This is a genomic window from Janibacter sp. CX7, assembly GCF_024362365.1.
Classification (GTDB): domain Bacteria; phylum Actinomycetota; class Actinomycetes; order Actinomycetales; family Dermatophilaceae; genus Janibacter.
Genome location: NZ_CP101464.1, coordinates 1,026,145 through 1,043,652, shown reverse-complemented (window position 1 = coordinate 1,043,652; position 17,508 = coordinate 1,026,145). Strand labels below are relative to the sequence as shown.

Below are 17,508 nucleotides of genomic sequence, written 5' to 3'. Positions count from 1 at the left end.
CGACTCACTTCGAGGTCCGGCTGCTCGCCACGCGCTGGCCGACCACGACGAGCAGGACCGCGATGACGAAGAGCGAGAAGCCGATGACATTGGCCTGGGCGGGGATGCCGCGCAGGTAGCTGACGTAGACGAACTTCGGGAAGGTGCTCGTGTCACCCGAGACGAAGTTGGTGATGATGAAGTCGTCGAAGCTCAGGCTGAAGGCGAGCATCGCGGCGCCGACGATGCCCGGCAGCACGAGCGGCAGCGTCACCCGCCAGAAGGTCTCTCCCGGCCCGGCGTAGAGGTCCTGGGCGGCCTCCTCCATCCGCGGGTCGAGGCTCTGCAGCCGCGCTCGCACGGTGACGACGACGAAGCTCAGGCAGAACATGATGTGGGCGATGACGATCGTCCAGAAGCCCAGCCGCAGGCCCACCTGCGAGAAGCCCTGCACGAAGATCGTCAGCAGGCTCGCGCCGAGGACGATCTCGGGCGTGGCCATCGGCACGAAGACGAGCAGGTCGCTCGCCGCCTTGCCCCGGAAGCGGTGCCGCACCATCGCGAAGGCGATCATCGTGCCGAGCACGGTGGCGACGAAGGTCGCGAGCAGCCCCACCTGCAGCGAGGTGACGAGGGAGTCGCAGATGCCGGGAGCGCCGCACGGGTTCTCCCAGTGCTTGAGCGTCGGGCCGGCGTTGGAGTTCCACGTGATGTTGGACTTGCGGTAGTCGTTGAAGCTGAAGATGAAGGTGTAGAGGACCGGCAGGAAGAGGTAGAAGAGCACGAGGATCGCGGCGATCATCGCGAAGCGGTCGCCGATCCAGCGGGTCACGGTGCGCATCTCAGACCAGCTCCTCGGTGCCGAAGCGGCGGACGTAGAAGAAGACGAGGACGAGGATCATCGCCATGAGCGTGAAGCTCAGCGCCGCGGCCGTGTCGTAACCGCCGGGCACCTTGAAGAACTGGCTCTCGATGACGTTGCCGACCATCTTGGTGCTCCGGTCGGACCCGAGCAGCTCGGCGTTGACGTAGTCGCCGGAGGCGGGGATGAAGGTGAGCAGCGTCCCGGCGAGCACCCCCGGCATCGACATCGGCAGGGTGACCCGGGCGAAGGTCGTCATGCCGTTGGCATAGAGATCACCGCCGGCCTCGATGACCCGCGGGTCGGCGCGCTCGAGCGAGGCGTAGATCGGCAGCACCATGAAGGGCAGGAAGTTGTAGGTCAGCCCCGCGACGACCGCCACCCAGGTCTCGGTGATCCGCCCACCGGGGAGCAGGTGCAGCGAGGTGAGCACGCTGGCGACGACACCGTCGTCGGCGAGGATCTGCCGCCAGGCGATGGTCCGCAGGATGAAGGAGGTGAAGAAGGGCGCGATGACGCAGATGAGCATCACCGAGCGCCACCGCCCCGCCTTGAAGGCCATCGCGTAGGCGAGCGGGTAGGCCAGGACGAAGGCGAAGAAGGTCGCGAGGGCCCCGAAGAGCAGCGAGCGCAGCATGTGCGGCCAGAACTCCACGAGCGCGTCGACGTAGTTGGAGAAGTTGACGTCGCGGTAGTAGTAGCCGGGCGCCCCCGGGTAGTCGCTCTGCAGGCTGACGGTGAAGAGCTGGACGACCGGCACGACGAAGAAGACGACGAGCCACAGCACGCCCGGCAGAAGCAGCAGGTAGGCGATCCGGCGGGAGCGCCGGCCCTCGGCGACGTCGGGATCCGTTGCAGGCGAAGGGGGTCCGCCCGCCGTCGCGGTGGTCACGATGCCTCCCCCGCGGTGGCGATGAAGGCCTTGCCCTCCGCCCCTTCGGGCACGTCGTCGGCGGCCACGATGAAGGCGTGGGCGGGGTTCCACGACAGCCAGACCTCGTCGCCCGGCCGGGTCGACTGCGGCTCGACGTCGAGATTTTGCTCGTAGACCGACCACTGGCCGCCCGAGGGCACCGTGACGAGGTACTGGGTGGCGACGCCGGTGAAGGAGACGTCGGTGACCGTCGCCCGCACGTCGCTCCCTGCCGACTCGGGCCGAAGGGGGTGCAGCCGCACCTTTTCGGGACGGACGCCGAAGAGCACCTGTCCCTCGGTCACCGCGGCCCGCGAGCGCGGCACCCGCACGGTCGTGCCCGCCGCGTCGGCGACGAGGTGGTCACCGTCGCTGCCGGTGACCGTCGCGGGCACGAGGTTGGACTGCCCGACGAAGCCGGCGACGAAGGCGGTGCCCGGCAGGTCGTAGAGCTCCTCGGGGGCACCCATCTGCTCGATGCGCCCCTTGTTCATCACCGCGACCGTGTCGGCCATCGTCATGGCCTCCTCCTGGTCGTGGGTGACGTGGATGAAGGTCAGGCCGACCTCGGTCTGGATCCGCTTGAGCTCGACCTGCATCTGGCGCCGCAGCTTCAGGTCGAGGGCACCGAGCGGCTCGTCGAGCAGCAGCACCTCCGGGCGGTTGACGATCGCCCGGGCGAGGGCCACGCGCTGCTGCTGGCCGCCGGAGAGCTGCGCGGGGCGACGCCCGGCGAGGTGGGCCATCTGGACCAGCTCGAGCGCCTCGTCGGCGAGGCGGACTGCGTCACCCTCGCCGCGGCGCTTCGGCCCGAAGGCGACGTTGTCGCGGATCGACAGGTGCGGGAAGAGCGCATAGCTCTGGAAGACGGTGTTGACCGGACGCTCGTAGGGCCGCGACCCGGTGAGGTCGGTCTCGCCGATGAGGACCCTTCCGGCAGAGGGCTGCTCGAGACCGGCCACCATGCGCAGGGTGGTCGTCTTGCCGCAGCCGGAGGGCCCGAGGAGTGCGAAGAAGGAGCCCCGCGGCACGTGCAGGTCGAGGTCGTCGACGGCGGTGAAGTCCCCGAAGGTCTTCGTCACCGACTCCAGGACGAGATCTCCCTTCGCCTCGCGGACACCGTCGGAGGTGGAACGTCGCAGGAGGCCCATCAGTTGCCCACCGTCCTCGCCCACAGGGCGCTGTAGTCCGCGTCCTCCTGCGAGGACAGTGCCCGGAAGCCGACGATGTCGTGGTCGGCGATGTAGTCCTCGCTCGGGAAGATGAAGGGCGACTCCGCGAGCTCGGGGTCGATCTTCTCCATCTCCTCGCGGGCCCCCTCGACGGGGCAGATGTAGTTGACCCAGGCGGCGACCTCCGCGGCCACCTTGGGGTCGTAGTAGTAGTCCATGACCCGCTGGGCGTTGCGCCGGTGCTGGCTGGTGATCGGGACCATGAGGTTGTCGCTCCACAGCATCCCGCCGGACTCGGGGATGACGAACTCCCAGTCGTCGTCCTCGGTCTCGGCGCGCAGGATGAAGAGGTCACCGGACCAGACGATGCCGGCCACGGCATTGCCGCTCTTGAGGTCGTTGAGATAGCTGTTGCCCTTGATCCGGCGGATGTAGCCGTCGGTGAGCCGCTTGTCGATCTCGCCGGTCGCCGCCTCGAACTGCGCCTGGGTGAAGTCGCCGGACGGGTCGACGCCCTGCGCCTGCATGATCAGGCCGAGGGTGTCGCGGAACTCGCTGAGCACCGAGATGCGGCCCTTGAGGTCGTCGGCCCACAGGTCCTCGATCGCCTTGAGCTCCCGGCCGACCTTCTTCTTGTGGTAGCCGATGCCGGCGAAGCCGGACTGCCAGGTGAGCGAGTGCTGCCGCCCCGGGTCGAAGGAGACCTCCTGCAGCGGCGCGAGCAGGTTGCTCGCATTGGGCATCTGGAGCAGCTCCAGCGGCTGGCACAGCCCCTCGCGGATGATCCGGTTGGCCATCCAGTCGGTGAAGGTGAAGATGTCGCGGTTGATGTCCTGCTTCGCCCGCAGCTGTGGCGCGATCTTGTTGAAGTAGGTGTCGTTGTCGTCGATGTCCTCGGTGTAGGTGACCTTGATCCCGCTCTCCTTCTCGAAGGCGGTGAGCGTCGGATAGGTCTTGCCCGCGTCGTCCATGTCGAGATAGGCGGTCCAGTTGGCCCACCGGACGACCTTCTCCTGGTCCGAGAGGTCCATGGGCAGCTCGACCGCCGCCGCCCCTCCCCCGGCCGGCGGCTTCGGCGGCGCGCACGCCCCGAGGACGCTGGCACCGACACCGAGGCCGGCGAGGCCGAGCACGTCACGCCGGCTCGGGGAGAGCCGGCGCCGTGAGCGGGCGGAGGCCTGCGCGGCCCGGATCAGCTCGGCGGTTCTGGGGTCGGCGGGACGCCGAAAGCGGTCCATGTCGGACCTCGCTTCCGTGGGGAGGGACGAAGGGGAGGGTGGTGCGTCAGCTCTCGATGTTGGCCATGACGTGCTTGACCCGGGTGTAGTCCTCGAAGCCGTACATCGACAGGTCCTTGCCGTAGCCGGACTTCTTGAAGCCGCCGTGCGGCATCTCGGCGACGAGCGGGATGTGGGTGTTGATCCAGACGCAGCCGAAGTCGAGGCGCTTGCTCATGCGCATCGCGCGCCCGAAGTCCTTGGTCCACACCGACGACGCGAGGCCGTACTCGACGCCGTTGGCCCAGGCGACGGCCTGGTCCTCGTCGGTGAAGCGCTGGACGGTGATGACCGGGCCGAAGATCTCGTCCTGGATCGCCTCGTCGTCCTGCTGCAGGCCGGAGACGACCGTCGGCGCGTAGAAGAAGCCGTCGCCCATCGCGGTGAGCCGCTCGCCACCCTGCGCGAGGTTGGCGTGGTCGGGCAGCCGGTCGATGAATCCGGCGACCTTGGCCAGCTGGTTGCTGTTGTTGACCGGGCCGAGGAGCGCGTCCTCGTCGTCGGGCATGCCGACCTTGGCGTTGTCACGGGCGTACTCGGCCAGGGCGGCGACGAAGTCGTCGTGGATGCCCGGCGCGGCGAGCACACGGGTGGCGGCGGTGCAGTCCTGACCGGCATTGAAGTAGCCGGCCGTGGCGATGCCCTCGACCGCGGCCTCGATGTCGGCGTCGTCGAAGACGACGACCGGCGCCTTGCCGCCGAGCTCGAGGTGGGCGCGCTTGAGGTTGCGCGCCGCGGAGGCGGCGACCTCGACTCCCGCGCGCACCGAGCCGGTGATGGCGACGAGGCCGGGGGTGTCGTGCTCGACGACCATCCGACCGGTGTCGCGGTCACCGGTGATGACGTTGAAGGTGCCGGCGGGCAGGAACTCGCTGGCGACCTCGGCCATGAGCAGGGTGGTCTCGGGCGTGGTGTCGCTCGGCTTGAGGACGATCGAGTTGCCGGCGGCCAACGCCGGGCCGATCTTCCACGCGGCCATCATCATCGGGTAGTTCCACGGGGTCACCTGGCCGACGACGCCGATGGGCTCGCGGCGGATCCAGCTCGTGTGGCCCTTCATGTACTCGGCGGAGGCGCGGCCCTCGAGCACGCGGGCGGCACCGGCGAAGAAGCGCAGCTGGTCGCACATGACCGGCACCTCCTCGGTGGCGGTGAGGGCATGCGGCTTGCCGGTGTTCTCCCCTTCGAGCCGGATGAGGTCCTCGGCGCGGGACTCGAGGGCGTCGGCGAACTTGAGCAGGGCGCTCTGCCGCTCGCCCGGCGTCGCCTCGGACCACTCGGCGAAGCCGGCCTCGGCGCTCGCATAGGCCGCGTCGACGTCGGCCTGCGTGGAGACAGGAGCGTGGGCGACGACCTGCCCGGTCGCGGGGTTGACCAGATCGATGCTCGCGTCGCCGGTGGCGTCGACGTACTCGCCACCGATGAAGTTGCGCAGGGTCCGGGGCTGGGTCACGACTGGGGTCCTTCCGATCGGGAATGTGACCCAGACGATAGTGCGCCGTCGACGAAATCGACAGGCTCCGGCGGCCCTAACTGTGAAAACATCTGCGATCACGAGTGTTTCGTACGGATTTCGTCGCGCTCGGCTTGCCATGCGACCGACCTCACGCCACGATGGGCGCCATGACCACCCCTGCTCCGCTCGACGAGATGAGCAAGCAGATCATCGAGCACCTCCAGGAGGACGGTCGTCAGTCCTACGCGACGATCGGCCGGGCCGTCGGCCTCTCCGAGGCCGCCGTGCGCCAGCGCGTCGGTCGGCTCATCGACGGCGGTCTCATGCAGATCGTCGCGGTCACCGACCCGCTCCAGGTGGGCTTCCGTCGGCAGGCCATGATCGGCCTGACCGTCGACGGCGACATGGGACCGGTCGCCGATGCGCTCGCCGAGATGCCCGAGGTCGACTACGTCGTGACGACCGCCGGCAGCTTCGACCTGCTCGTCGAGGTCGTCTGCGAGGACGACGCCCACCTGCTCGACCTCCTCACCGCGCGCATCCGCACCCTGCCGGGCGTGCGCTCCACCGAGACCTTCGTCTATCTCAAGCTCAACAAGCAGCACTACAACTGGGGGACCAGATGACCCAAGAGCCCATGACCACCGCCCGCACTGCTCGGGGCACCGACCTGCAGCAGGCCGCCCGAGACCACCTGTGGATGCACTTCACCCGCCACTCCGTCTACGAGGAGGGCGGGCACATCCCGACGATCGTGCGCGGCGAGGGCCACAAGATCTGGGACGACACCGGGCGGGAGTACATCGACGGCCTCGCCGGCCTCTTCGTCGTCCAGGTCGGGCACGGTCGCCAGGAGCTCGCCGAGACGGCGCTCAAGCAGGCCGAGAAGCTCGCCTTCTTCCCCATCTGGTCCTACGCCCACCCGGCCGCCATCGAGCTCGCCGAGCGGCTCGCGGCCGGCGCCCCCGGCGACCTCAACCGCGTCTTCTTCACCACCGGTGGCGGCGAGGCCGTCGAGTCCGCGTGGAAGCTGGCCAAGCAGTACTTCAAGCTCACCGGCAAGCCGAAGAAGCACAAGGTCATCTCGCGCTCGATCGCCTACCACGGCACCCCGCACGGCGCCCTGTCGATCACCGGCCTGCCGCCGCTGAAGGAGGACTTCGAGCCGCTCGTGCCGGGCGCGCACAAGGTGCCCAACACCAACATCTACCGGGCCGCCGAGGACCTGCGCGACGACCCCAAGGCCTTCGGCCGCTGGGCCGCCGACCGGATCGCCGAGGCGATCGAGTTCGAGGGCCCCGACACCGTCGCCGCCGTCTTCCTCGAGCCGGTGCAGAATGCCGGCGGCTGCTTCCCGCCGCCGCCCGGGTACTTCGAGCGGGTGCGCGAGATCTGCGACGAGTACGACGTGCTGCTCGTCTCCGACGAGGTCATCTGCGCCTTCGGCCGGATCGGCTCGATGTTCGCCTGCGAGGACTTCGGCTACACGCCCGACATCATCACCTGCGCGAAGGGGATGACCTCCGGTTACTCCCCGATCGGCGCGATGATCGCGAGCGACCGGCTCTTCGAGCCCTACAAGAGCGGGGCCAACACCTTCACCCACGGCTACACCTTCGGTGGCCACCCGGTGAGCGCCGCGGTCGCCCTGGCCAACCTCGACATCTTCGAGCGCGAGGGCCTCAACGACCACGTGAAGGAAAATGCCCCGGCCTTCCGCCGCACCCTCGAGCGGCTGCTCGACCTGCCGATCGTCGGCGACGTGCGCGGCGAGGGCTACTTCTACGGGATCGAGCTGGTCAAGGACAAGGCGACCCGCGAGACCTTCAACGCCGCCGAGTCGGAGTCGATGCTGCGCGGCTACCTGTCCAAGGCGCTCTTCGACGCGGGCCTGTACTGCCGCGCGGACGACCGCGGCGACCCGGTCGTGCAGCTCGCTCCCCCGCTGACCATCGGCCAGGCGGAGTTCGACGACATCGAGCAGCGGCTGCGCACGGTCCTCACCGAGGCGCCCAACCACCTCTGACCCGAGTCTGCATTGCCCAACGGCAATGCAGACTCCTGACCCCCCGACCTTGCATTGCCCAACGGCAATGCAGACTCCGGACGAGCAGCGGGCCCGCCCCCTTCGTGACGAAGGGAGCGGGCCCGTCCTTCGAGACGGCCGCGGACGGCCTCCTCAGGAACCGTGCATCAGTGGCGTCAGCCGGCGGCCACCTGGAGCAGGCCGGTCGGGGTGCCGGACGGCGCGTCGGTGATCGCGTCGACAGACGCGTCCTGCAGCCCCTGGCTCACCGCGTCGGGGGTCGCCCCCGCGTTGGCCTCGAGGTACAGGGCGGCCGCACCGGCGACGTGCGGGCTGGCCATCGAGGTGCCGCTGTAGGTGTCGGTGCCACCGCCGGGCACGGTCGACTCGATGTCCTGGCCGGGGGCATAGCCCTCGACGAGCGAGCCGTAGTTGGAGAAGTCCGCGTTGCCGTCCTGGTCGGTCGAGGCCGCGGTCGTGAAGACGCCCTCGGCGCTCGCCGGGGAGACGTTGGCGGCGTCCTGGGACTCGTTGCCGGCCGCGACCGAGGTGAAGACCCCGTTGTCGACGAGGCCGGTGGCCGCGTTGTTCAGTGCCGGGTCCTTGGACCCGCCGAGCGACATGTTGGCGACCGAGGGGCCGTCGGCGTTCTGCGCCACCCAGTCCATCGCCTCGATGATGCCGGCGGAGCTGCCGCTGCCGCTGTCGTCGAGCACCTTGACGCCAACGAGCTTGACGCCCGGCGCGACGCCGTAGTCGGCGCTGCCGATCGTGCCGGCGACGTGCGTGCCGTGGCTCTGGCGGTCGAGGCCGTCACCGCCGGTGACGTCGAAGCCCACCGAGGCGCGGCCGCCGAACTGCGGGTGGTCCGGGTCGATGCCCGTGTCGAGGATGTAGGCGGTGACGCCGGCGCCGGTCTGGGCGGGCTCGTAGGTGCCGTCGAGGGGCAGTTGCGGGTCGTCGATCCGGTCCAGGCCCCACGGGGTCTCGCCAGCGGCGCTGCCCCGGGGCGTGTCGACCTGGATGCTCAGGTTCTCGGAGACGGCGGCGACGTCGGCGTCGGCCCGCACGTCGTGCAGCTGCTCCGGGGTCAGCTTCGCGGCGAAGCCGTCGATGACCTCGGTGTAGACGTGCGTCGGCGTCACGCCGAGGGAGCGCGCGACCTGCGCTCCGGACTCCCCCTCGTCGAGGGTGACCACATAGGTGGTCTCACCCTGCATCTGGACGGCGGCGTCGCCGTGGGTCGTGAGCGGTGCCAGCTCCTCGCCCTGCGCGGAGGCGAAGGGGGCCACTGCCAGCAGCAGCGCCGCAGAGGAAACAACAACTCCGGTGCTCTTCATCGAGTACGTCATGCGTTCCTTTCGTGGACCGCCGCCGGATCTCGGCGACGGCTTGCTGCCGGACCCTAGGAGCCCCGCCGACGACTGTCCACGGCGACAAATGGGCACCTCGAAGCGTCATCGGACGGTAAGAAGATCCGCCTGATCGCGCTTCTGACGATGATCTTGCGGGCGTCCCGGACGCTGCCCGGACGCCCTAGAGCGCCGCGCGACGCCTCATTCCTTGGCGAAATCCATACGGACCCCCAACGCCCCGGACACCTTGTCGGACCGGCTGGCTAGGTTGGCGGGATGACTCGCGAGACGCGCCGCCACCCCCTGCGTGACCGGCTCGGTCGCCGGTCCGACGACCCCGCCTATCGCGAGGTCCATGACGAAGGGGGTCTGCGTCGCCTCGCCGAGTCGGGCACCTCGCTGGCCGGCTGGCGGCTGCAGGGACTCGACCTCGCCCCGCACGCGGACCACCTCTCCCGCGCCGACGTGCGTGGCCTCGTGGTCCTCGGCGGTGAGGTGCCCGACGAGCTGGCCCGCGACCTCGTCGCCCGCGGCGCGGTCATCGTGCCGCCCGACCCGACCTGCCCGGTCCAGCCCTTCCGCTCGCAGCTGTACTCCCCCTTCGACCTCTACGGCGGACTCGAGACCGCCGGCTACCCGAGCACGGTGGATGCGCGGGCCTACGCCTGGAGCCGTAAGGCACGCACCCAGCACGATGCCTGGGCGACGCTGCTGCGGGCGGTCCACGACGACGCGGTGCAGGACGCGCTCGTCGAGGCGCTGCACGGGCTCGACGTCGTCGGCGTCATGGGCGGGCACGCGCTCGAGCGCGGCAGCAGCGACTACGCCGACGCCGCTCGCCTCGGGCACGCCCTCGCCGCCGGCGGCCACGCCGTGCTCACCGGCGGCGGTCCGGGTGCGATGGAGGCGGCCAACCTCGGGTCTCTCGCCCCGACCACCGATGCGGTCGACGTCGCACTGGATCGACTGGCCGCCGTGCCGAGCTTCCGACCGTCGGTCGAGGCATGGGCCGAGCTGGCCCTGCAGGTGCGCGCCGACCTGGGTGCGGCGGAGGGCGCGGCACGCAGCTACGGGATCCCGACGTGGTTCTACGGGCACGAACCGCCCAATGTCTTCTGCGACGGCATCGCGAAGTACTTCTCCAATGCCCTGCGCGAGGACGTGCTCCTCGCGCAGAGCACCGGTGGCCTCGTCGTCCTGCCGGGCGCGGCGGGCACGGTGCAGGAGATCTTCCAGGCGTGCACCCCGCTCTACTACGCCCCCGAGGGCGAGCCTCTGCCCCCGCTCGTGCTCGTCGGGCTCGAGCACTGGACCGAGACCGTGCCGGTGTGGCCGGCCTTGCGGGCGCTCGGCACCGGCCGGCCGCTCGGCGAGGTGCTGCACCTCGTCGAGACGCCCGAGGAGGCCGCCGCGCTCCTCACGCCGTGAGGATCAGGCGCGGCCGTGCGCGGCGCGGCTGCGACGGCTCAGCGAGTCGATGACCACGGCGAGCAGGAGCACCCCACCGGTGACCATGTAGCGCACCGACGAGTCGAGGTTGAGCAGGCTCAGCCCGGAGCTGATCGACTGGATGACGATGACGCCGAGCAGGGCCGAGTAGGCCGAGCCGCGCCCGCCGAAGAGGCTCGTGCCGCCGATGACCGCTGCGGCAATGGCGTTGAGGTTGGTGTCGGCGCCACCGCTGCTCTGGTTGGCCGCGGCCAGGCGGCACGCGGCGAAGATGCCGCCGAGCGCGGCGAAGGTCGCCGTGAGCGCGAAGACCGACAGGTAGACGCGCTTGACCCGGATGCCGGCGCGGCGCGCGGCCTCGACGTTGCCGCCGACGGCCATGACGGCGCGGCCCCACGAGGTGCGTCGCAGCGCGAGGTCCATGACGACGACGAGCGCGAGGAAGGTCAGGAACATCATCGGCACGCCGCGGTCCTGGTTGAGCACGAAGGCCGGGACCCCGAGGACGAGCGCCAGCAGCACGGCCCGCACCGCCGTCGCCGTCGTCGACGGCGCGGAGAGACCGGCAGCCTTGCGCTGCATGCCCGCCCGCACGCGGGTGACGACGTAGATCGCGACGACGGCCGCGATGAGGGCATAGGTCGCCGCGGGGACGAGGAAGGTCTTCTGGGCGAACTTCACCAGCCCGGAGTCGAAGGGGAGGTTGACCGTCCCCTCGTCGCCGAGCACGAGCAGCTGCAGCCCGAGGAAGCCGAGCAGGCCCGCCAGCGTGATGACGAAGCTCGGGACGCCGAAGGTCGTGAAGATCGCCCCGTAGAGCAGGCCGACGACGAGACCGGCGAGCAGCGCGGCGATGATCGCGACCGGCGCCGACCACCCGTGGTTGACGAAGCCGACGGCCAGGACCGCCGAGGACAGGCCGCTGATCGAGCCGACCGACAGGTCGATCTGCCCCAGCAGCAGCACGAGCACGACACCGATGGAGATCGTGCCGACGGCCGCCGACTGGAGCGTGAGGTTGACGAGGTTGCGGCTGGACAGGAAGTTGTCGTTGAGCGACTGGAAGACGACCCAGATGACGACGAGACCGATGACGACCGGCAGCGAGCCGAGGTCGCCGGTGCGGATCCGGCCCCAGGTCGCGGCGAGCCAACCGGAGAGCCCCTGCTCGGAGATCAGCCGCTCGTCCTGCAGGTCGGCGGGCAGCGTGGCGGCGTCAGACGTGGCGGGCGTGACCGGGGAGGTGCTCTCGACGTCGGGGGTGCGGGCGGTGCTCATCGGGCGGCCTCCTGGGTGGCCCGGCGCGCGGCGCGCTCCGAGACGGCATTGGTCGTCGCGCCGGTGATCGCGGCGATGATCTCCTGCGACGTGGTCTGGCTGACGTGGAAGGTGCCGTTGTTGCGGCCCAGCCGCAGCACGGTGACGCGGTCGGCGACCGCCATGACGTCGGACATGTTGTGGCTGATGAGGATGACGCCGAGGCCGTTCTCCCGCAGGCGCTCGACGAGGTTGAGCACCTCCGCGGTCTGGGCGACGCCGAGGGCCGCCGTCGGCTCGTCGAGCATGACGACCTTGGGGTTGCCGAGGAGGCTGCGGGCGATGGCGACGGTCTGCCGCTGGCCACCGGAGAGGCTCGCGACGGGGATGCGCACGGAGGGGATCTTCGCGCTCAGCTGGCGCAGCAGCCGCCAGCTCTCGCTCTCCATCGCGACCTCGTCGAGCATCCCGAGACGGCGACGTTCCTGCCCGAGGAAGAGGTTGCCGACGACGTCGAGGTTGTCGCACAGCGCGAGGTCCTGGTGGACCGTCGCGATGCCGAGCCGCTGCGACTCGGCCGGGCTGGAGATGCTGGCCCGGGCTCCGTCGACGGTGATCTCCCCTTCGTCCGGGACGTAGACGCCGGCAATCGCCTTGACGAGGGTGGACTTGCCGGCGCCGTTGTCGCCGACGAGGGCCACGACCTCCCCCGGGCGGACGTCGAAGTCGATGTCCTTGAGAGCCTGCACGGCGCCGAAGCGCTTCGACAGCCCGTGGATCGAGAGCACCGGCTGCCCGGTGGAGGTCGTGGTCATGTCAGTCCTTCGTCGTCGTCGGTCGGGTCACTTCAGGCCGGCGGAGGCACACGCCGTGGCGACCGAGCCCGCGCAGATGTCCTCGACCTTGTAGAAGCCGTCCTTGACGACGGTGTCCTTGATGTTGTCCTTGGACACGACGACCGGGTCGAGGAGGGTCGCGGGCACGCCCTCCTTCTCGTCCTCGGCCTCCGGCTTCTCGCCGTTGCCCAGGGCGATGGCGGCCTTGGCGGCGTCCTCGGCCTCCGGCTTGATCGCCTTGTAGATCGTCATCCGCTGGTCGCCGGTGACGACGCGCTGGATCGCGGCGAGCTCCGCGTCCTGGCCGGTAACCGGCGGAAGGGGGTCGACGCCGCCACCCTTGAGCGCGGCGATGGCGCCGCCGGCCGTGCCGTCGTTGGCCGCGTAGACCCCGACGAGGTCGCCCTTGACCTTCGACAGCTGGCCCTCCATCCACGACTGCGCCTTGTCCGGGCTCCAGTCGGGGGTGTCGTACTCGGCGGCGACGGTGTAGTCGCTCTTGTCGATGACCGAGTGCGCGCCCTTCTTGAAGTCGGCGGCGTTGGCGTCGGTCGGGGCGCCGTTGATCATGACGATGTCGCCGGAGGTCTTGCCGTCCTCCTTCATCGCGTCGAGGAGCGCCTGGCCCTGCAGCTCCCCGACCTTCTGGTTGTCGAAGGAGACGTAGTAGTCGGAGCCGGCGACGAAGCGGTCGTAGGCGATGACCGGGATGTCCTGGCCCTTGGCGCTGCTCACGAGCGAGGCGGCGGCCTTGCCGTCGACCGCGTCGAGGACGATGACGTCCGCACCCTCCGTGACGGCGGACTCGAACTGCTGCTGCTGCTTCGTCGCGTCCTGGTCGGCGTTGTTGTAGACGACCTCGCAGTCGGCGCACTCGGCCTTGACCGCAGCCTCGAAGAGGGGCCGGTCGAAGGACTCGTAGCGGGTCGTCTTCGACTCCGGCAGCAGGAGCGCGATCTTCAGCGCTCCACCCGAGTCGGCGTCACCCCCGGAGCCCGAGCCGGAGCCCTCCCCCGAGCTGCACGCGGTGAGGGCGCCCGCGCCGAGCGCCAGCGCGAGCGGAAGGGCCAGGGCACGAGACATGCGGTGCGCGGGAGTGGTCATGTCGATCTCCTCGTTGAGATGTGCCAGCCACCCCGTGTGGCTCGCTCAGGTCGGGACGCTAGAACTGTCGCTCCTTGACGTCAAGACTTGAACTCAACGTGTCGCCGAAGTGCGACCTCAGCCGACCCGCGCCGACCGGGCCGTGGCGGCGCGCAGCAGCGCCCCGCGCACGTCGGCCTCGTCCCCGAGCGCCCCGAGCACGAGCACGACGCTCGCGGCCGCACTCGGGATCGCGCTGCGCTCGACGCCCTCACGCATCGCGTCGAGCAGCAGGTCACCGGTGCGGGCCAGCTGGCCGCCGACGGCGATGACCTCGGGGTTGAGCAGGTTGACCAGCCCCGCGACGGCGACGCCGAGGTGGCGGCCGGCGTCGACGATGACCCGACGACAGCCCGGGTCGCCCTGCTGGGCGCGAGCGACGATGTCGCGCAAGCCGATCGGTCCCTGGGACGGGGCGATGGCCGCGATGAGCGCCGGCGACCCGACATAGGTGTTGAGGCAGCCGCGGTTGCCGCACCGGCACACCGGGCCGGCCTCGTCGATCGTCACGTGGCCGATCTCCCCCGCGGTGCCGGCGCTGCCCCGGAAGACCCGCCCGCCGATGACCAGGCCAGCACCGACGCCGTGCGAGAGCTTGAGGTATGCGCCGGTGGAGACGCGGCTCAGGGCACCGGCCAGGAGCTCCCCCTCGGCCGCGAGGTTGGCGGTGTTGTCGAGGACGACGGGGGCTCGCAGGGCGGTCTCGAGCTCGGCCGCCGCCGGCACACCCCGCCAGCCGGGCATGATCAGCTCGGAGCCGACCGCCCCGGTCACCGAGTCGACGGGAGCCGGCAGCCCGAGCGCGACCTGGTCGAGGTCGGGCACCGATCGACCGTTGTCGACGAGCAGATCGTGCAGCAGCCGGGCTGCCCGGTCCAGCCCCTCGTCGGCGTGGTGGTCCTGCGGCAGCGGCATCCGCTGGCTGGCGATGACGTCGTTGGGTCCGGTGCCGATGGCCACGCGGATATCCCTGTCTCCGAAGGCCACTCCCGCGAGCAGGGGCCCTCCCTCGGCGAGCGCGACGAGCACGGCGCGGCGACCATTGCGCACGCTGTTGGACAGGGCGACCTCGCCGTCGGCGTCGAGATCGCGCACGAGGTTGGAGATCGTCGCCGGCGACAGTCCGGTCGCGCCGGAGATCTCGACCTGGGTGAGCGGGCCGTGCGCGGACAGCGTCTCGACCACCCGCTCTCGGTTGGCCCGGCGCAGCGAGGACTGCGACCCCGGAGCCGACCCGCCTGTCTTCATGATCAAAACCTAAGGGAGAGCCTGCCCTCGTGGCGAGACCCGCCCTCTCCCCTTCGCACGTATCTGAGGCGTGCGGGCCGGGTTCGCATTTCCTCAAGGAAATGCGAAGGGGGTCAGTCGAAGACGATCGTGCGCCGGCCACGCAGGACGACCCGGCGCTCGACGTGCCAGCGCAGCGCCCGGGCGAAGGCCATCGCCTCGAGCTCGGCGCCGGTAGCGGCGAGCTGTGCCGGGCTCATCCGGTGGTCGACCCGGCGGAAGTCCTGCTCGATGATCGGGCCCTCGTCGAGGTCGGAGGTCACGTAGTGGGCCGTGGCCCCGATGACCTTGACCCCGCGCTCGTGCGCCTGCGAGTAGGGGCGCGCCCCCTTGAAGGACGGCAGCAGCGAGTGGTGGATGTTGATGACCCGGCCGGGCAGGTCGGCGCACAGGTCCTCGGAGAGCACCTGCATGTAGCGCGCGAGCGCCACCGTCTCGACCTGCTCGGCCGCGATGATCTCGCGCAGCCGCGCCTCGGCCTGCGGCTTGGTCTCCCGGGTGACCGGCACGTGGTGGAAGGGGATGCCGTGCCACTCGACCTCGGCGCGGAAGTCCTCGTGGTTGGACACGACGGCCGGCACGACGACGTTGAGCTGGCCGGTGCGCACCCGGAAGAGCAGGTCGTTGAGCACGTGCCCCTGACGGCTCACCATGACGAGCAGCCGGTGCGGCTCGCTCGGGTCGTGGACGTCGACGTCGGCGCCGAGCTCGTCGGCCAGTCGGGCGCGCTGCGCCTCGAGCCGCTCGGCGTCGATCGCCCCCTCCCCCTGCAGGTGCATCCGCAGGTGGAACTCGCCGGTCGACGGGTCGCCGAACTGCTGGCTGTCGAGGATGTTGAGGTCGAGCCCGGCCATCGCCCCGGTGACGGCGTGGACGATGCCACGGCGGTCCGGTCCGCTCAGGGTGAGGACGATCTCGTGGGCCCCGGTGACGGGCGCGCTCATGCGGTCGCCGCCGCGAGCTGCCCGCAGGCGCCGTCGATGTCGCTGCCGCGCGTGTCCCGCACCGTCGTCGGGATGCCGTGGGCGCGCAGCCGCTCGACGAACTGCTGCTCGACGCCCCGCCGCGAGGCGGTCCACTTCGAGCCCGGCGTGGGGTTGAGCGGGATCGGGTTGACGTGCACCCAGCCCTTGCCGCGCTCGGTGAGCTTCTTGCCGAGCAGGTCGGCACGCCAGGCCTGGTCGTTGATGTCGCGGATCAGGGCGTACTCGATGCTCACCCGGCGCCCGGTGCGCAGGTAGTAGCGGTGCGCGGCGTCGATCGCCTCGTCGACCTTGAAGCGCGTGTTGATCGGCACGAGCTCGTCGCGCAGCTCGTCGTCGGGCGCGTGCAGCGACAGCGCGAGCGTCACCGGGATGCCCTCCTCGGTGAGCCGGTCGATGCCGGTGACCAGACCGACGGACGACATCGTGATGCCGCGGGCGCTCATGCCCAGGCCCTCCGGCGACGGGTCCACCATGCGGCGGATGGCGCCGATCGCGGCCTTGTAGTTGGCCAGCGCCTCACCCATGCCCATGAAGACGACGTTGGTGACCCGGCGGCCCGAGGACGAAGGGAGGGACTCCCCTTCGTCATCGGCCTCGGCACCGAGCGCGGCGCCGGCGTCGTCACCCAGCGGCAGGTCACCGGCCTCCGCGAGCAGACGGTTGGCCTCGACGACCTGGCCGACGATCTCGGCCGTCGACATGTTGCGCGTCAGGCCCTCCTGGCCGGTGGCGCAGAAGGGGCAGTTCATCCCGCAGCCGGCCTGGCTGGAGATGCAGATCGTCGCCCGGCGCGGGTAGCGCATGAGCACCGACTCGACGAGGGCACCGTCGTGCAGGCGCCAGACCGACTTCAGGGTCGCTCCGCGGTCGGCGGTGATCGTGCGCACCGGCGTGAGCAGGCGCGGGAGCATCGCGGCGGCAAGCTCCTCGCGGGCGGCCTTGGGCAGGTCACTCATCTGCTCGGGGTCGTCGGTGTGGTGGGTGAAGTAGTGCGTCGACAGCTGCTTCGCGCGGAAGCCGGGCAGACCCAACTCCTTGGCCCACTCGACCCGGCCGGCGAGGTCGAGGTCGGCGAGATGGCGCGGCGGCTTGCCGCGGCGGGGCGCGGTCATCGTCAGCTGGCCGGGCGCCGGGCGGGCGGTCGAGGGCGTGGGCAGGTCGGTCATCCCGCCCATCATCTCAGGTCAGGAGCGTGCCCCACCAAAGCTGCCCGCAGCCGGGTCGGCGGCGTCGCGCCCCTGCCCCTCGCCGTGGGCCGCCTCGTCGGGAGTCGATGACTGCTCCGGGCCGGAGAGCACGCCGACGAGGGCCTCGTGGACCGCCTCGGCGCTGCCGATGGTCGGCTCCTCGGTGAGGTGGTACCACTCGTCCGCCCCCTCGTAGCGCACCCGGGAGGAGACCTGCCCGTCACGCTCGCTCGTCTCGAGCTCGATGCGGCCGGTGATGGTGCCGACCTCACGGGTGGCCACGCCACCGGGTCGGGCGGTGAAGGTGCTCGTGCGGCTCATCG

General features: G+C 70.5%; 16 protein-coding genes. 3 read left to right on the top strand and 13 right to left on the bottom strand.

From position 1 onward, the window contains the following. Positions 1-4: 4 nt before the first annotated feature. The 5 genes from NMQ01_RS05155 to NMQ01_RS05135 are packed head-to-tail and all read right to left on the bottom strand — an operon-like array spanning position 5 to position 5,656. Complete coding sequence (locus tag NMQ01_RS05155) at positions 5-820, bottom strand: ABC transporter permease (protein WP_255185795.1); 816 nt, start codon at positions 818-820, stop codon at positions 5-7. A gap of 1 nt (position 821) precedes the next feature. After that, complete coding sequence (locus NMQ01_RS05150; protein WP_255185794.1) at positions 822-1,733, bottom strand: ABC transporter permease; 912 nt, start codon at positions 1,731-1,733, stop codon at positions 822-824. Next, positions 1,730-2,905, bottom strand: coding sequence for an ABC transporter ATP-binding protein (locus tag NMQ01_RS05145; protein ID WP_255185793.1), 1,176 nt, complete (start codon positions 2,903-2,905; stop codon positions 1,730-1,732). Before NMQ01_RS05145 ends, NMQ01_RS05150 begins: the two co-directional genes overlap by 4 nt. After that, entirely contained in the window at positions 2,905-4,164 is a 1,260-nt protein-coding gene (locus NMQ01_RS05140; RefSeq protein ID WP_255185792.1) for a PotD/PotF family extracellular solute-binding protein, read from the bottom strand. Before NMQ01_RS05140 ends, NMQ01_RS05145 begins: the two co-directional genes overlap by 1 nt. Positions 4,165-4,210: 46 nt before the next feature. Further along, positions 4,211-5,656: a gamma-aminobutyraldehyde dehydrogenase gene (locus NMQ01_RS05135; protein ID WP_255185791.1), complete on the bottom strand. Its 1,446-nt coding sequence runs from the start codon at positions 5,654-5,656 to the stop codon at positions 4,211-4,213. 170 nt (positions 5,657-5,826) lie between these two features. Here NMQ01_RS05135 and NMQ01_RS05130 point away from each other — a divergent pair, with 170 nt between their 5' ends. Then, a complete protein-coding gene (locus NMQ01_RS05130; protein ID WP_255185790.1) occupies positions 5,827-6,285 on the top strand; it encodes an Lrp/AsnC family transcriptional regulator in 459 nt (152 codons plus the stop codon). Continuing rightward, positions 6,282-7,685: an aspartate aminotransferase family protein gene (locus NMQ01_RS05125; RefSeq protein ID WP_255185789.1), complete on the top strand. Its 1,404-nt coding sequence runs from the start codon at positions 6,282-6,284 to the stop codon at positions 7,683-7,685. Before NMQ01_RS05130 ends, NMQ01_RS05125 begins: the two co-directional genes overlap by 4 nt. 176 nt (positions 7,686-7,861) lie before the next feature. Here NMQ01_RS05125 and NMQ01_RS05120 read toward each other — a convergent pair whose 3' ends face one another. Further along, the gene (locus tag NMQ01_RS05120) at positions 7,862-9,037 is read right to left on the bottom strand and encodes a S8 family peptidase (RefSeq protein ID WP_255185788.1); all 1,176 of its coding nucleotides are present in this window, start codon (positions 9,035-9,037) and stop codon (positions 7,862-7,864) included. A gap of 279 nt (positions 9,038-9,316) precedes the next feature. Here NMQ01_RS05120 and NMQ01_RS05115 point away from each other — a divergent pair, with 279 nt between their 5' ends. Continuing rightward, the gene (locus NMQ01_RS05115) at positions 9,317-10,468 is read left to right on the top strand and encodes an LOG family protein (RefSeq protein ID WP_255185787.1); all 1,152 of its coding nucleotides are present in this window, start codon (positions 9,317-9,319) and stop codon (positions 10,466-10,468) included. A gap of 3 nt (positions 10,469-10,471) precedes the next feature. On the opposite strand, the gene NMQ01_RS05110 is transcribed toward NMQ01_RS05115, so the two are convergent. From NMQ01_RS05110 to NMQ01_RS05080, 7 genes are all read right to left on the bottom strand, one after another. Beyond that, the gene (locus NMQ01_RS05110) at positions 10,472-11,767 is read right to left on the bottom strand and encodes a sugar ABC transporter permease (RefSeq protein WP_255185786.1); all 1,296 of its coding nucleotides are present in this window, start codon (positions 11,765-11,767) and stop codon (positions 10,472-10,474) included. Next, complete coding sequence (locus tag NMQ01_RS05105) at positions 11,764-12,561, bottom strand: ATP-binding cassette domain-containing protein (protein WP_255185785.1); 798 nt, start codon at positions 12,559-12,561, stop codon at positions 11,764-11,766. Before NMQ01_RS05105 ends, NMQ01_RS05110 begins: the two co-directional genes overlap by 4 nt. A 27-nt stretch (positions 12,562-12,588) precedes the next feature. Beyond that, positions 12,589-13,686 (bottom strand): sugar ABC transporter substrate-binding protein, encoded by a 1,098-nt coding sequence (locus tag NMQ01_RS05100; protein ID WP_255185784.1) that lies wholly within the window; start codon positions 13,684-13,686, stop codon positions 12,589-12,591. A 117-nt stretch (positions 13,687-13,803) separates the two neighbouring features. Beyond that, positions 13,804-14,973 carry an ROK family transcriptional regulator gene (locus tag NMQ01_RS05095; protein ID WP_255185783.1) on the bottom strand — a complete coding sequence of 390 codons (1,170 nt, stop codon included), beginning with the start codon at positions 14,971-14,973 and terminating at the stop codon, positions 13,804-13,806. Positions 14,974-15,086: 113 nt separating this feature from the next. Next, a complete protein-coding gene (purU, locus tag NMQ01_RS05090) occupies positions 15,087-15,956 on the bottom strand; it encodes a formyltetrahydrofolate deformylase (RefSeq protein WP_255185782.1) in 870 nt (289 codons plus the stop codon). Next, positions 15,953-17,164 carry a 23S rRNA (adenine(2503)-C(2))-methyltransferase RlmN gene (gene rlmN / locus NMQ01_RS05085; protein WP_255185781.1) on the bottom strand — a complete coding sequence of 404 codons (1,212 nt, stop codon included), beginning with the start codon at positions 17,162-17,164 and terminating at the stop codon, positions 15,953-15,955. The genes purU and rlmN overlap by 4 nt, the downstream gene beginning before the upstream one ends. A gap of 18 nt (positions 17,165-17,182) precedes the next feature. Then, positions 17,183-17,506: a hypothetical protein gene (locus NMQ01_RS05080; protein WP_255185780.1), complete on the bottom strand. Its 324-nt coding sequence runs from the start codon at positions 17,504-17,506 to the stop codon at positions 17,183-17,185. Between the last annotated feature and the right edge of the window lie 2 nt (positions 17,507-17,508).

Bases quoted from the DNA above. Each gene is read 5' to 3' on its own strand.
- NMQ01_RS05155 (WP_255185795.1), bottom strand. From the start codon at position 820: ATGCGCACCGTGACCCGCTGGATCGGCGACCGCTTCGCGATGATCGCC.
- NMQ01_RS05145 (WP_255185793.1), bottom strand. From the start codon at position 2,905: ATGGGCCTCCTGCGACGTTCCACCTCCGACGGTGTCCGCGAGGCGAAG.
- NMQ01_RS05140 (WP_255185792.1), bottom strand. From the start codon at position 4,164: ATGGACCGCTTTCGGCGTCCCGCCGACCCCAGAACCGCCGAGCTGATC.
- NMQ01_RS05130 (WP_255185790.1), top strand. From the start codon at position 5,827: ATGACCACCCCTGCTCCGCTCGACGAGATGAGCAAGCAGATCATCGAG.
- NMQ01_RS05125 (WP_255185789.1), top strand. From the start codon at position 6,282: ATGACCCAAGAGCCCATGACCACCGCCCGCACTGCTCGGGGCACCGAC.
- NMQ01_RS05120 (WP_255185788.1), bottom strand. From the start codon at position 9,037: ATGACGTACTCGATGAAGAGCACCGGAGTTGTTGTTTCCTCTGCGGCG.
- NMQ01_RS05115 (WP_255185787.1), top strand. From the start codon at position 9,317: ATGACTCGCGAGACGCGCCGCCACCCCCTGCGTGACCGGCTCGGTCGC.
- NMQ01_RS05110 (WP_255185786.1), bottom strand. From the start codon at position 11,767: ATGAGCACCGCCCGCACCCCCGACGTCGAGAGCACCTCCCCGGTCACG.
- NMQ01_RS05105 (WP_255185785.1), bottom strand. From the start codon at position 12,561: ATGACCACGACCTCCACCGGGCAGCCGGTGCTCTCGATCCACGGGCTG.
- NMQ01_RS05100 (WP_255185784.1), bottom strand. From the start codon at position 13,686: ATGACCACTCCCGCGCACCGCATGTCTCGTGCCCTGGCCCTTCCGCTC.
- NMQ01_RS05095 (WP_255185783.1), bottom strand. From the start codon at position 14,973: ATGAAGACAGGCGGGTCGGCTCCGGGGTCGCAGTCCTCGCTGCGCCGG.
- purU (WP_255185782.1), bottom strand. From the start codon at position 15,956: ATGAGCGCGCCCGTCACCGGGGCCCACGAGATCGTCCTCACCCTGAGC.
- rlmN (WP_255185781.1), bottom strand. From the start codon at position 17,164: ATGACCGACCTGCCCACGCCCTCGACCGCCCGCCCGGCGCCCGGCCAG.
- NMQ01_RS05080 (WP_255185780.1), bottom strand. From the start codon at position 17,506: ATGAGCCGCACGAGCACCTTCACCGCCCGACCCGGTGGCGTGGCCACC.